General features: G+C 39.4%; 16 protein-coding genes. 7 read left to right on the top strand and 9 right to left on the bottom strand.

The annotated features are described in order from the left end of the window. Position 1 precedes the first annotated feature (1 nt). Complete coding sequence (locus SanaruYs_RS07120; protein ID WP_127121831.1) at positions 2-589, bottom strand: hypothetical protein; 588 nt, start codon at positions 587-589, stop codon at positions 2-4. Next, complete coding sequence (gpmI, locus tag SanaruYs_RS07115; RefSeq protein WP_127121830.1) at positions 590-2,113, bottom strand: 2,3-bisphosphoglycerate-independent phosphoglycerate mutase; 1,524 nt, start codon at positions 2,111-2,113, stop codon at positions 590-592. Positions 2,114-2,233: 120 nt separating this feature from the next. Between gpmI and SanaruYs_RS07110 the strand changes: the two genes are divergently transcribed. From SanaruYs_RS07110 to SanaruYs_RS07080, 7 genes are all read left to right on the top strand, one after another. After that, the gene (locus SanaruYs_RS07110; RefSeq protein WP_127121829.1) at positions 2,234-2,632 is read left to right on the top strand and encodes a DUF4783 domain-containing protein; all 399 of its coding nucleotides are present in this window, start codon (positions 2,234-2,236) and stop codon (positions 2,630-2,632) included. Between the two features lie 54 nt (positions 2,633-2,686). After that, positions 2,687-3,550, top strand: coding sequence for a carboxylating nicotinate-nucleotide diphosphorylase (gene nadC / locus SanaruYs_RS07105; protein WP_127121828.1), 864 nt, complete (start codon positions 2,687-2,689; stop codon positions 3,548-3,550). Positions 3,551-3,572: 22 nt separating this feature from the next. Next, complete coding sequence (locus SanaruYs_RS07100) at positions 3,573-4,049, top strand: YcxB family protein (RefSeq protein ID WP_127121827.1); 477 nt, start codon at positions 3,573-3,575, stop codon at positions 4,047-4,049. Between the two features lie 16 nt (positions 4,050-4,065). Continuing rightward, entirely contained in the window at positions 4,066-4,545 is a 480-nt protein-coding gene (locus tag SanaruYs_RS07095; RefSeq protein WP_127121826.1) for a regulatory protein RecX, read from the top strand. Positions 4,546-4,670: 125 nt separating this feature from the next. Then, positions 4,671-5,189, top strand: a complete 519-nt coding sequence (locus SanaruYs_RS07090) for a DinB family protein (protein WP_127121825.1) — start codon at positions 4,671-4,673, stop codon at positions 5,187-5,189. Positions 5,190-5,197: 8 nt separating this feature from the next. Beyond that, entirely contained in the window at positions 5,198-6,241 is a 1,044-nt protein-coding gene (locus SanaruYs_RS07085) for an ATP-grasp domain-containing protein (RefSeq protein WP_127121824.1), read from the top strand. Then, positions 6,238-6,849, top strand: coding sequence for a LysE family transporter (locus SanaruYs_RS07080; RefSeq protein ID WP_127121823.1), 612 nt, complete (start codon positions 6,238-6,240; stop codon positions 6,847-6,849). The genes SanaruYs_RS07085 and SanaruYs_RS07080 overlap by 4 nt, the downstream gene beginning before the upstream one ends. Here SanaruYs_RS07080 and SanaruYs_RS07075 read toward each other — a convergent pair. The 7 genes from SanaruYs_RS07075 to SanaruYs_RS07045 all read right to left on the bottom strand — a co-directional run bounded on the left by SanaruYs_RS07075 (position 6,822) and on the right by SanaruYs_RS07045 (position 14,190). Next, positions 6,822-7,742, bottom strand: a complete 921-nt coding sequence (locus SanaruYs_RS07075) for a S66 peptidase family protein (RefSeq protein WP_127121822.1) — start codon at positions 7,740-7,742, stop codon at positions 6,822-6,824. The genes SanaruYs_RS07080 and SanaruYs_RS07075 overlap by 28 nt on opposite strands. A gap of 62 nt (positions 7,743-7,804) precedes the next feature. Beyond that, positions 7,805-8,347 (bottom strand): OmpH/Skp family outer membrane protein, encoded by a 543-nt coding sequence (locus tag SanaruYs_RS07070; protein WP_160118603.1) that lies wholly within the window; start codon positions 8,345-8,347, stop codon positions 7,805-7,807. A 62-nt stretch (positions 8,348-8,409) separates the two neighbouring features. Further along, positions 8,410-8,946 carry an OmpH/Skp family outer membrane protein gene (locus SanaruYs_RS07065; protein ID WP_127121820.1) on the bottom strand — a complete coding sequence of 179 codons (537 nt, stop codon included), beginning with the start codon at positions 8,944-8,946 and terminating at the stop codon, positions 8,410-8,412. A 2-nt stretch (positions 8,947-8,948) separates the two neighbouring features. Further along, entirely contained in the window at positions 8,949-11,630 is a 2,682-nt protein-coding gene (locus tag SanaruYs_RS07060) for a BamA/OMP85 family outer membrane protein (RefSeq protein WP_127121819.1), read from the bottom strand. Continuing rightward, a complete protein-coding gene (gene uppS, locus SanaruYs_RS07055; protein WP_246011871.1) occupies positions 11,630-12,322 on the bottom strand; it encodes an undecaprenyl pyrophosphate synthase in 693 nt (230 codons plus the stop codon). Before uppS ends, SanaruYs_RS07060 begins: the two co-directional genes overlap by 1 nt. 153 nt (positions 12,323-12,475) lie before the next feature. Then, positions 12,476-13,150, bottom strand: coding sequence for a type IX secretion system protein PorG (gene porG, locus SanaruYs_RS07050; RefSeq protein WP_127121817.1), 675 nt, complete (start codon positions 13,148-13,150; stop codon positions 12,476-12,478). After that, the gene (locus SanaruYs_RS07045) at positions 13,150-14,190 is read right to left on the bottom strand and encodes a DUF6089 family protein (protein ID WP_148115037.1); all 1,041 of its coding nucleotides are present in this window, start codon (positions 14,188-14,190) and stop codon (positions 13,150-13,152) included. Before SanaruYs_RS07045 ends, porG begins: the two co-directional genes overlap by 1 nt. Positions 14,191-14,217: the final 27 nt, after the last annotated feature.

Raw genomic sequence — 14,217 nt, 5'->3', positions numbered from 1 at the left:
TTTAGTTGACTCGAATTGAACTTTGAATGCTAAACTGAACTGTATCGCCCAAAATCATCTGTTGGCCGCCAGTTACAGAGTAGGATGTGAGCAATGTTTTATTGTATACTTCTGAAAAATGTAATGTTAAAATTCTTGCACTGCTGTACAAAGAGTTTCGCTCACTTACATAACCTTCTACCTTTCTGATTTTCTCAGGACTATCCAAATAATAAATATTGATTTCTTTTAATGGAAGCTTCTTGTCAGTTTTTAAACTGCGAATGGTAAGGTTACTTAGCGAGTCTTCAACAATTGTTTCTTTGTATACACCCCGGTTTACAGGTTTGTTGATTGCAGAAAGCTGTTGAAAAATTTGTAACTCATTGGCCCAGGCTAACGAATCTTTTGGTATGAAGTCTGTTTTCTCCAGCCCATCCATTTTTACTTCTTTACTAACACTTGCCTGCAAATGCAACAAGGTTTTGGTTTGGTTTGTTAAAATGCTGTCTATTGCAAATACCGCTTCCTTTTGACCGCCCGGATTATTTCTGCAAGCTGCCAGCAGCAAACAAAAAATAATAATAAAAATGGATGAGTTGAATTTCATTTAGTCTATTAATATGTTGCCAGTCATTTCTTTAGGTATTGACAAGCCAATCAATTTTAAAATTGTTGGAGCTAAATCTCCCAACTTACCATCTTTCATTTTTCCCTTGTAATCATTGTCTACCAAAATACATGGAACAAGGTTAGTGCTATGTGCTGTATTAGGTGTGCCATCATCATTAATCATATAATCGGCATTGCCATGATCAGCAATGATGATGGTTGTATAGTTATTTTCCAAAGCAGTTTGTGTTACGGCGGCAGCACAAGCATCTACTGTTTCACAAGCCTTTACTACGGCTTCAAACACACCGGTGTGCCCCACCATGTCTGGGTTAGCAAAATTCAGACAGATAAAATCTGCCTCCTTCTTTTTCAACTCAGGAATAATAGCTTCTTTAATATCATTGGCACTCATCTCAGGTTTCAGGTCATAAGTGGCAACTTTAGGTGAAGGGCAAAGTAATCTCGACTCTCCTTCAAAAGCTTGCTCACGTCCACCAGAGAAAAAGAATGTAACGTGAGGATACTTTTCTGTTTCTGCGATGCGTATTTGTTTCTTGCCGGCAGTAGCCAATACTTCACCAAGTGTGTTGTTCAAATTATCTTTATCAAACATCACTTTCACACCATTAAAGCTGTCATCGTAATTAGTAAGTGTTACGTAATACAAATCAAGCTTCTTCATGTCCTGTTCAGGGAAATCCTGCTGCGTAAGCGCTTGTGTAATTTGCCTGCCGCGATCGGTTCTGAAATTAAAACATAGTACTACATCACCAGTCTGAATAGTTGCAACTGGTTGTTGATTAGCGTCCACCATAACAATGGGTTTTATAAACTCATCTGTTACATTGGCAGCGTAAGAATCCTCTACTGATTGAATGGCGTTACTTGAGCTAACCCCAGTCCCCTTCACCATAAGATCGTAAGCCAACTTTACACGTTCCCATCTTTTATCGCGATCCATGGCATAGTAGCGACCCACAACACTGGCAAGCTTACCAGTTGTCTTTTTCATGTGCGACAATAGATCTTTTAAGTAGGCACTTCCGCCCTTTGGATCGGTATCGCGACCATCGGTAAAAGCATGAACAAAAATATTGTTGACTTGATGATTAGAAGCAATGGTTAATAAACCCTTAAGGTGCTCGATGTGTGAATGTACTCCACCATCAGAAAGCAAGCCTATAAGGTGTATATTTTTATTGTTTTGTTTGGCATAGTTGATTGCCTCGTTAAGTGTAGGGTTAGCATCCAATTCTTTATCCTCAACTGCTTTATTAATTCTTACCAAATCCTGATATACCACTCGGCCGGCACCAATATTCATGTGCCCTACTTCAGAATTGCCCATTTGGCCTAAAGGCAGGCCCACTGCCAAACCAGAAGCTCCCAACTTACTATTAGGGTATTTTCCGTAAAGGGAGCTTATAAACGGAGTTTTGGCATGGTCTATAGCCGACACTTTTTTGTTTTGAGCCAGCCCCCAGCCGTCTAGGATCATCAAAAGAACTTTCTTATTCATAAAAATCGATAAAAACGTGCAAATATAGGGCTTTCTAAAGCCTTTAAGGTCACTTCTTGCTTAACAAACACATTAACAAATTAGTGTATCTTTCGGCACAGTTTTAGTGCAATTTCTCCTATGAAACAGATAAAAATACTGGTTGTTCTGTTCTTGTCGATGGCCGCTATACAGGGTTTTGGTCAAGGCAAGGGCGATATAGTTAATGACGTAAAAGAAACCATAAAAGCAGGAAGCGCTAAAGAATTAGTGCGTTTTCTCAATCAAAACGTAGACATTGAGCTGAACGGAAAAAAAGAAACATACAGCAAGGCACAGGCTGAAGTGATTTTACGCGACTTCTTTAAAAGCAACGTCCCATCAGATTTTACCATTTTACATAAAGGGCAATCAAAAAGCGGCCAACCTTTTGCCATTGGCCAGTATAAAAGTGGAGTCGCATCCTATCGCGTGTTTATGAAAATTAAAACCATGGAGGACCAGCAACTCATTCACGAAATTTCCTTTTCAAAAGAATAAGTATTCCGTAAGAAGCCTTCTTCCCATATCAATTTCTGCCATTACCTTTGTGCCGTGCGCCCAGAATATATTACCACCCAATTCCTTCAGGACTTTATTAAAAGTGCCTTTGCCGAAGATGTAGGCGATGGCGACCACAGTACGCTTTCTTCCATTCCTAAAGAAGCAAGGAGTACAGCAGTGCTAAAAATAAAGGATAACGGGATATTGGCCGGGGTGGAGATGGCGATCGAAATTTTTCGACAATTTGACACCAATCTTGAAATAAAAAGCTTTTTAAATGATGGTGCTGTTGTAAAAACAGGCGATAGTGCGTTTACTGTGCAGGGTTCATCTCGCTCAATTCTTACCTGCGAACGGCTTGTCCTCAACTGCATGCAACGGATGAGTGGCATTGCTACCAAAACCAACAAGCTTGTAAAACTCCTCGAAGGAACCTCAACAAGGCTATTAGATACCCGCAAAACTACCCCCAATTTCAGGCTTTTAGAAAAGTGGGCAGTGAAAATAGGTGGTGGTGAAAATCACCGCATAGGTCTTTATGATATGATAATGCTTAAAGACAATCATATCGATATGGCTGGTGGTATTACCCAAGCGATCAATCAAACAAAAGATTATCTTCGCGCCTCAAATAAAAGATTAAAAATAGAAGTAGAAACCAGAACACTGGCTGAAGTTGAGGAAGTTTTAGCCGTTGGTGGGGTAGATATTATTATGTTAGACAACATGGATATCGCTACAATGAAGGCTGCCGTAACTTTGATTGCCAACCAAGCTAAAACTGAAGCCAGTGGCGGAATTACTGAGACAACTTTAAGAAGCGTTGCAGAATGTGGGGTAAACTATATTTCTGTTGGTGCATTAACACACTCTTACAGAAGTCTTGATTTAAGTTTAAAGGCTGAAAAAAATTAAGAACAAATAATATAAGAACGAAATGATCGTAAAAACTAAAAACTATAAACTCGATAAAAAGGTCTACATCAAAGTGGCACTTACTAATATACTACTGAAGCAGGGTTGGATTGCCGCCTTGGCTGCACTTGTTATTTGCCTGGGTGCACTTTGGATTTTTAGTATCTGGTGGTTTATTGCTGCTTTCATTGGTTTAGCACTTTACGTTGTGTTCTGGTGGGTACAGTTTTTTGGTGTTACCCAACTTGAACAAGGCAAAATGCTTTTCGAGAAGTTCTCATACGAGATCAGCAGCCAGCAAATACTTATGAAGATTAACCCGCGCGAGGGCATGCCAATGAAGTGGGATATGATACAAAGTGCCAAAGCCGGAAAAGATGCTTTCATCTTAATGGTAAATAAGGCTCAGATGATTTACCTGCCTTATAAAATTTTTAATACCGATAACGAAAGAAAGTTTGTTAACAGCGTACTAAAAACTAAAGGCCTTATTAAGTAGCAAATCAGCGGTAGTCATGACGGTACAAGAGGCTAAAATTAAGCTCTACCGTTTCTGTGCATACCAGGAACGATGCCATCAAGATGTTGAAACCAAGCTTTATGAGTTAGGTATGCGCGGTGATGAGGTAGATGAAATTATTCATCACCTGATTGCCGAGGGCTTTTTAAACGAAGAACGTTTTGCCAAGGCCTTTACCAATGGTAAGTTCCGACTCAAGCATTGGGGTAAGCTTAAAATCGTCAATGCGTTAGAACAACGCAAACTTACCAATCATTGTATCCAGGCTGGTCTTAAGGAAATTGGGGAAGATGAATATATTGATACCCTCCAAAACCTACTAAGCAAAAAGGCTCCAGGCATAGAAGTAGATAATATCTTTTCGCTTCGTGACCGTCTATCCCGTTATGCCATACAAAAGGGATATGAAACTGAACTAGTCTGGCGTGAGCTTAAAATCCTGTTTCCTGACAAAACCAGGTTTCCATTAAGGTAAGGTAAACGACAAATTATATAGTCTAAAAAACCACTTAGAGAATTTTACCGTATCTATGCTATCCCTGTACAAGGGTTATACTTTTTTAGATAGCTTTTATTTTATATTTGTTAAGGATAAACTTTATGGAGCCGCGACAAGCCTGCAAAAATATTTTGAATCAGCTTACTGACCTGGTTGAGCATATTAAGCCGACTGACTTCAGCCAACCGGTTGCTACATTAAACCATTCTACTATTGGTCAACACTTGCGTCACACGCTTGAGTTTTTTATTTGTTTTGAAAGGGGGTTTGAGCATGGCATCATTAATTATGATAAACGCGCTCATGATAAGCTAATTGAAAGTGATAAGTATATTGCTTTGGCAGCTATACAACGCATAAAGGAATTCATTCAACAACCCCATCACGACAAAGGCTTGATCTTAGAAGTTAGCTATGACTTATCTGCCGATGACTTTATAACAATTGAGACTAATTTTATGCGTGAGCTTGTGTACAACATTGAGCATGCGGTACATCACATGGCCATCATGAAAATTGGCATTAAAGAAGTAGCACACTATATTACGCTACCCTCTGATTTTGGTGTTGCCGCCTCCACCATTAGACATAAGGAAGCCGAAAACAAGGCGCTCTTATAGTTTTCTGCATGACCATTTTCAATCGTTTTTGGCGTAGTAATTTCATGATTAAGCTGCGTCATTGGGAATATTGGCCCTTTGGCATTCTACAATTTCCAGTGTTGTTTTACTATTTGTGGCTTTCATTAAGAGCAAGATCTTTTCTGTTTTTCACCGCATCAAATACTGGAATAGAAATGGGCGGTATGTTCGGAGAATCAAAATTCAAAATTCTCGATAAGATTCCTCAAGCATATAAAGCAAAAACCATTTTCATCAAACATAACAGCAGTTTTATTCATGTGCTACAACAGATGAATGAAGCAGGTTTGATTTTCCCTGTAATCTTTAAACCCGACTTAGGGGAACGAGGTTATCGGGTAAAGCGAATTGCTAACGAAGCAGAAGCACAGCAATACATTAGCACTTTCAAATTTGATTTTCTTGTGCAGGAATTGGTTGATCTGCCAGAAGAGTTTGGTGTTTTTTACAGACGATTACCTTCTCAAATAAAAGGAGAGGTCTTTTCAATAGTAGGGAAAGAACTACTTACTGTAACAGGAAATGGTAAGAGCTCATTGCAGGAATTAATCCTCAGTAAGGATCGTGCAAAATTGCAGTGGGATACGTTAAAGTTGCAGCATACCGCTCAACTCAATCGTGTAATTCCATCAGGGGAGATTTTCTTACTTAATGCTATTGGAAACCATTGTCTGGGAACCACATTTCTTAATAGCAATCATCTGATCAGCGAAGAACTGAATAACAGCTTTGATAAAATCAGTAATCAAATTGAAGGTTTTTACTACGGAAGATTTGATCTTCGATGCGAATCAGTAGCCGCATTAACCGCGGGTAGAATTAAAATTTTAGAGTTGAATGGCTGTGGAGCTGAGCCGGCACATATTTATCAACCAGGTTTTTCATTCTGGAAAGCTGTGGGGGTTATGTTTACACATTGGCACTATATTTTTAAAATAGCCCAAGAAAATAATAAGCTAGGTGCCGTTTACCTTACTTACACTGAAGCAAAAATGTTTTATCAAAAATTTAAAACAGCTGTGCAGCCATGAGTGTACTTAGTGCTTTTAGCATAGCTTTTGTGTTTAGCTTTATAGGCACCATTCCCCCTGGTACGCTTAACCTTAGTGTGCTTCAGTTAGGATTAGAAAATAAACTAAAAGCAGCATGGCAATTTTCCATTGCCGCAGCCTTGGTTGAATATCCTTACTGTTGGATTGCTATTCATTTTGAAACGTTAATTACGTCTACACCGGGCATTGTAGAAAACTTTGAACGCATAGGCGCAAGTGTGATGCTGGTACTTGGCATACTCAATTTGGTTTCGCTGAGAAGGCAACACATAAAAAAAGTAGACGCCAAAGCCTTTGGTTTTGGAAAGGGTCTAATCCTGGGTGTTTTAAATCCTCTGGCAATACCTTATTGGATTGCTATAACTGCTTATTTAAAAAGTCAGCACTGGTTAACTATTAATAGTAGCTACGATTTACACGCATACCTGATCGGTGTAGTTTTAGGGGCACTTAGTTTTTTTATGCTCATTGCTTACCTGGCCACTAAGGCAGCGGTTTACATGCGAGGAAATTCAGTTCTCAAATATGTGCCTGCAGCAACACTTCTTATACTGGGCGCTTACGGATTAATTAATTCCTTTTTGTAAGAGAGACTTGCTTCCTGTTCGTTAACAACGAGCATAGCATTGGCACCTTCAACAAAAGGAAGATTTGGCTCTTCATGTCCTATGGGGAAGTTAAAGGCAACAGGAAAATTATACTCTTTTGTATGATTAAGAATAATGTCTTTCACAGTTTCATTAAAAGGCAGAACAGATTCTTTTATGTCCGTAAAATAACCTGCGACCAAACCGGATAAATTTTTCAATTTATTTGATCTTCTCAATTGAACCATCATTCGATCAAGACGATAATAGTGTTCTCCTACATCTTCAATGATGAGAATTTTTCCGCTAGTATCAATTTCCGAACTTGTGCCAAGTGAATCGACCAATAATGATAGATTACCCCCAATTAAGCGACCATTTGCCAGACCTAATCGATTTTTTTCATCTGCTTTTACTTGTATGGTTGGTCTTTCACCAAAAAGCATATTCTTCAAATAAGCTACAGATAAATCTGCGTCTGGTTTAGTAAATAATGCAGGTACAGTGCTATGCATGCTTTGCACTTGTATTGATTGCAACATCAGATGTAGCGCGGTGATATCGCTATAACCCGTAATCCATTTGGGTCGCTGTAAAAAATTACTGAAATCTAAACGGTCAATAATTCTTGTACTGCCATAACCTCCTCTTGCGCAAATAATCGCTCGAATGTGTTCTGCATTTAAAAATGTTTGAAAATCGTGAATACGCTTCTCATCACTAGCTGAAAAATAGGAGTGATCATCAACGAAAATGTGCTGACCAATTTCAACCTTAAGCCCCCACGACTCAAGCATAGCTTTAGCAGTATCAATTAGCATTGAATCGATTTTTCGCGCTGGCGCAACAATGCCGACACTATCACCTTGTTTTAAAGCTGGAGGTTGAATCATGCATAAAATTAAAAAGCCCCCCTGAATAAACAGGAGGGCTTTTCATTTAATATTATTAGAGATTAGTTTTTAGGTGCTGGTGCAGCCACTGGAGTAACTCCCAACTTCTTCAATACTAGGTCGGAAACATCTGCATTTTGGTCACCGTACAGAATCACATCCAAACCACCAATCTGTTGGTTTAGGATAAAGGTGTAACCATTTTCTTTCGCTACATCTTCAATGGCTTTACCTACTTTAGTGTAAACCGGTTCCATTAAAGCTCCTGACTTCTTTTGAATTTCAGCCTGTGCATCTTGTTGCATTTTTTCAAGATTAGCTTGAAGTTGTTGTAATTCTCTTTGAGTGTTTTGTCTTACAGCGTCCAACATTGTTGCTTCGTTCTGTTGGTACTCGGCCACTTTGCGTTGAAACTCCTGACCTTTTGCTTCAAGGTTTTTCTTAAGCATGTTTTCAAGGGATTTTAAGTCAGCATCAATCTGCTTAAATTCTGGCATCTGGCTAAAAATATAATCTACGTCAGCAGAACCTACTTTAGAAGGTGTCTGCGCACTTGCTACAGATGTTACTAATCCGAAAGCAAAAAGGAAAAATAGTGTTCTCATGGTCATTAATTCAAAGTTCAATTGGATGATTCTTGTTTTCTATGGTTGTGTAAAAGTATAATTTAATTTTTAATAGTATCGTTTGGATCGCCCAGGCCCAAAGCTTCAAGTACAAATTCTGTATAATCGTAGCGTGGGTCTGTATAAATCATCACGAGTTGTCCTGCTTTATCAAACACAATAGCAAGGTTGTTTTGCTTGGCCACTTTATCCGCTGCGTCCCAAATTTTATCCAGCACAGGTTTTATTAACTCCTGCTTCTTCAAAAAAAGTAGCCCTTCAAAACCAAAAGCTTTTTTCTGATATTCCTTCAGTTCATTTTCTTTTAGTTTAATAGCCTTTTCCCGTTCCGTTTTCATTTCGTCTGTTAACAAAACTTGTTCCGCTTGTAGCGCAGCATACATTCCTTCTATGCCTTTGGCCATCTCGCTCGCTTCCTTTTCCCATGCTTGCGAAAGCTGGCCTATTTCATCCTCTGCTTTCTTGTATTCCGGCATTTTCTTCAGGATATAATCCGTGTCGATGTACCCGAACCGTTGAGCATTTACAAAAGTCAGGCCGAAAATGCAGAATAGGCTTGTAAGCAGCAGTTTTTGCATGTTTAACGAATTTGTTGTCCAATAGTAAAGTGGAACTGAGATCCGCTGATAACACCTCTTCCGCCAAGAGGCACGGTATCAAATCCGTAAGCCCAGTTAAGTCCGATCAGACCAAATGCTGGCATAAATATACGAGCACCAAAACCTGCCGAACGATACATCTTAAACGGATTAAAGTCTTTGTAATTGCCCCAGTTGTTACCTGCCTCAGTAAAGGCGAACCCGTAAATGGTAGCTGTATTACCAGTAGTTACGGGGTAGCGCAACTCTAAACCAAATTTATCATATGCAATACCTCCTCTAACATTCGAGGTTGAATTTCCTGTTCCATAGTCTGGTGGGGTAATGGCATTATTTTCATAACCTCTTAAACCAACAACTTCCTGACCCAATACAAATGAGCTAAATCCACCGGCCAGACCGTCACCACCAAGATAAAAACGTTCGAATGGTCCTATACCCGTTTTGTTTACGTTATAGGCTCCCAGAAATCCGAAGTGTGCCTTTGCTTCAATTACTAGTTTCTTCTTCCTGTCTAAAGGTAAGTACCACTTTGCATCAAACATCCACTTATGGTATTCCTGAAACCTGTTCCTTTCCTCATCGGAAATGTTTGTATAGTCCTTTTTATTAAAGCCTGAATATGGAGGTGTAAGTGTTGTGGTTAGCGATATCTGAGAACCTTGTGCCGGATAACGCGGATCATCAATACTGCTTCTTGAAATAGAAGTAATTAACGATATAGCGTAAGAGCTACAGGTACTACATCCTAAGCCATAGTTAATATTCTCCAGGTTAAATGAAGAGAACGACAAAGAGTTATTTAATGTGAAGTAGTTGTCTGGCCACTCCAGGAAGCGTCCTAAACCAATTGAAATGTTATCTAACTTAATGAGTGAGTTAAGATCGAAGAAGCTGGTTGCACCCAAACCCGCAGATCTGGAGAAAGAGCGTGAATAGCTGACCGTAAGTGAGTGAGGCTTACGACCGCCTAACCATGGCTCCGTAAATGAGAAGCTATAGTTTTGATAGGTTCTGCCGTTAGCTTGTGCCTGAACAGATAAGCGTTGTCCATCACCCACAGGCAAGGGCCTCCACTCTTTTATTTTAGGCACGTTTCTAAGCGAAAAATTATTAAATGTAAGTCCTAAGGTTCCAACAAAACCAAACTGACCACCCCAGCCGCCAGAGAGTTGAATCTGATCGTTTGATTGTTCCTGGAGTTGCCACTCTATATCAACAGTACCATTAGCAGGGTTAGGCATAATATTTTGTCCGATTTGAGCAGGATCAAAATAACCCAATTGTCCAAGTCGCTGTTGCGTTCTGATAATATCAGACCGTCTGAATTTTTGACCTGGCAACGTGCTTAATTCTCTGCGCACCACGTGATCACTCGTGCGTTGGTTACCTGTAAAAGTAACCTCGTCTACTATAGCTTGCTCACCTTCAAATATCCTCATCTCCACGTCAATTGAATCACCCTCTATGATGCGTTCAAATGGACGTATGCTGAAAAATAAATAGCCGTCATCCATGTATAGACCGCTGATATCCATTCCGGTTTTTTGATCGAAAGATATTTTACGATCTAATAACTCTCTGTTATAAACATCACCTTTCTTAATACCTAAAATAGACTCCAGCGTTTTATTGTTGTGAATATAATTGCCTTTCCATGTGATGTTTCTGAAATAATACTTCGGGCCTTCTGTCAACTTAATATTTACATCAACTGTTTTTTTGTTGTGTGCAAATACGGTATCAAACAAAATTTCTGCATCGCGGTGACCTTTAGAGTTATAGAAACTGATCAGTTTCTTTTTGTCCTCTTCATAATCTGTTTTAATGTATTTAGAGCCGGCAAATACATTCAACTTTACGTTATCGTTTAGAAATGTTTTTACATCTGTCCATGTAGCTGAGTCACCCATTTTCCAAACCTGTTTTGTAAATAATGACCTGGCAATGGCCCGGTGCAAAGTAAGGCGTGGATGTTCGTGGGTTGATTTTAATTTGCGTTTCAACTTACCGGCATAAACTTCTTGGTTACCTTCAATATTGATTCTATTAATTTTTACTTTAGAGTAAGGCCTTACTTCAATATTTAGTTTAATGCCTTCTCTGTTAAGTGTGTCACGCTCCTGAATTATCTTAACATCTGTGTTTAGAAAACCTTTTTTAACAAAGTGTTTGCGAACTGCATTTTCTGTGTTCCTGATTAAGGCATCATTAACGATTTTACCACGTATCAAACTGAGGTCTTCTTTCAAAGCAGACTCTTGTCCTTTGCTAATCCCTGTAAAGTAGAAAGCGGTTAGTCGTGGTCTTTCAGAAAGTTCGAGTATAAGGTAAACATCACTGCCTTCAATGCGATCAACCTTAATGGTGACATCGCCCACTAAACCAAGTTTCCAGAGTTTACGAATAGCACCAGAAATGGCATCACTTGGAATTTTAATTTTATCTCCGATTTTCAAACCCGTAAGGGCTATCATGGAGTTTTTATCCAGCACATTTAAACCAGCAACCTCTATTCCAGCTAGTGTGTATTCACCTGGGTTAGCATAGTTAAGGTTATTGTCGCTTGCACTGCCAGCACGATCACGGCTTCGTCTAAATTGTGCAGATGCGGCTGTTACAAAAAATGTTAGCAGTAAAAAAAATAGTACAAATCTTTTCATTATCCCACAGGATTCAATTGCTCACTTGTTTTACCAAATCTTCGTTCGCGTTGCTGATACGACCAAATGGCTTCATATAAATTTTCTTTTCTAAAATCAGGCCATAACGTTGGTGTTATATAAAGCTCCGAATAAGCAATTTGCCAAAGCAAGAAGTTACTTATGCGTAGTTCACCACTGGTACGGATTAACAACTCAGGATCTGGGATGCCAGAAGTCTCCAAATAGTTCTCAATATCTTTATCGGTAATAGCAGAAGGCTCTAAATTTCCTTTCTTTACCTCGTTTGCCAGCTTTTTTACAGCTTCTGTTATTTCCCAACGTCCGGAATAACTAAGTGCCAGAATCAGGGTTAGCCCCTCGTTGCCTTGGGTTGTGTCTTTAGCCCATTGCAAGTTATTCTGGCATTCTTGAGGCAAGTGCGATGTGTCTCCAATGGTCTTTAGTTTTACGCGATTATCCATTAAGGTTTTAATCTCCTTTTTTAGCGTATTTACTAAAAGCTCCATTAAACCATCTACTTCCTCTTTCGGTCTGCCCCAATTTTCGGTTGAAAAGGCGTAAAGTGTTAAGTACTTAATTCCTAATTCACCACAGGCCTCCGTTACATCTTTTACCGACTGTATAGCATTGCGATGCCCAAAAATGCGTAAAGCACCTTTCTTTTTGGCCCATCGTCCATTCCCGTCCATAATAACGGCAATATGGCGGGGTAAATTATTCGGGTCTATATGTTCGCGGTATGAAGCCACAAGGCGGCAAAAATAAGGATAATAAGTTATTGGTTAGTAGATAATTGTTAGTGTATTCTGTTGATTTAAGCAAGTAAAGCCAAATTTTCGAGCTTACTTATAAGGATTGGTGGGGCAGGGTATGGTATAAAAAGTTCTGGTTAAGGTAATCCCCAAAAAATGATAGCTATCGTTATCGTTAGGATTTCCATATCTATAGTTTTTATTGGAGATATTCCCATCCGAAACATTGTCTAGGTAATCAAAAAATGTCTTCCGGCTACTAAACTCTAAACTTAGGTACCACAGAGGATTAATTACATACTTGAACCCAATACCCAATTGCACTGAAGGCTGAATACTGCTGTATTCAGCAGACTTTTCTATTTGCCCTGCCATACCAAATAAACCAAGGCCAGCAACAACATAGGGAGTAAAGCGCAAAGGCCTCTTTTCGCTCCGCCAGTCTAAGAAATGATACTCCGTGGCAAGCGCTAATTCGTATAAAAATAGATTAAAGGATGCACCTCTGTTTGTTGCAAAGGCATCGATTGGGCGATCATCGCTGGCAGCAATTTTACCTGCGGTAACTGAAGTTCTGAAACTGATAGCGCGCCCCAGGTTTGATCGATAAAGGATGGTGCCTGCAGGCTTTACATTAAGAATGTTGTACGTTCTGGATAAATCACCAGTGTAATTCCACGTACCTAGTCCAAAACCTACTTCAGCTCTTTGACCACTTGCCAAAAAAGAATACGAAAGAATAATAATAGTGAAGCAAAAGCGCATTATCTGAATTTTGCCCTATGAAAGGTTTTACCCAGTATATACGTTAAACGTATAGTTGTAATTGTGTAAATGTCGCGATCATTTTTATTTCCGCGCCAACTATACTGATCTTCATGACCATAACCATTGATAAGAGGGCTACCATTGTACGTAAGTGTGGGATGTGTGTTGGCCAATCTTTCTGCAACTAGGGGACTACTCGATGGATTAACCAGGTTTGATCGGTAGGAAAATGCTTTGGCTTCATCCGAAAGTAAGTCCAGGTTAACATAATTCTGACTTATATCATCAATGTAGTCGGTAAACAGATAGCGGAATCCGAATTCAGCAGAAATATCAATTACTTCATTTACGCGGAAACGGGCACCAATACCAAAAGGTATGGCCAGTTGAATAAGTTTATATGGCTTAATACCATAGTTAACATCAGTTGGACTTAATTGAGCGTATTGCCCTTCAGTACCAAGAGGTTGAAGGTTTACCCATTCACCATCGGCATTTTGCGCCTGAGGGTTATGATGAAAAACAGCTAATCCTACATAGGCGAAGGGACTCCACCTTACCCGGCTAATGTACGTGCCCTGGTTAGGAAATAAATCAAATTGCCCTACCACCGACAATTCTTTTATTCTGTTCCTAAAGCTTAGGTTTCTTACATATCTATATGCTGAATTATCGTCACTTGGATCTGCTGATTCCGCATCTGAACCTGCCAATGTACCATAGGAAAATCCTGCGGTTAATTGATAAAATGGGCCAAATCGGTGAGTAAATGAAGCGCCAATGGCAGGCCTTGTAAAGCCTATATCCGTGCTAATTCTGTTAGGAAGCGGGGCAATATCCCCGTAGTAATTGAGCGCATTTAGAGAAATGCCCAGCGCGTTATACTTTTTTGCAGGATCAAAACCTCTTTTCTTCCCCTTAAAGTGTGCAATAGAGCGATTGTTCTTTTTAATTCTTTTACGATTCATCTGAGCTTCCGAATCGATTGTGAGTAAAAAAGCCGCTATAGCCAAACAAATAACAAAACCCCTACGCATATCTATGATGTTGATGATTAAAGCCTT

The sequence above is a fragment of the Chryseotalea sanaruensis genome (assembly GCF_003990915.1).
Classification (GTDB): Bacteria; Bacteroidota; Bacteroidia; order Cytophagales; family Cyclobacteriaceae; genus Chryseotalea; species Chryseotalea sanaruensis.
The sequence above is the reverse complement of the archived record's forward strand: the minus strand, read 5'-3'. Positions and strand labels throughout refer to the sequence as shown.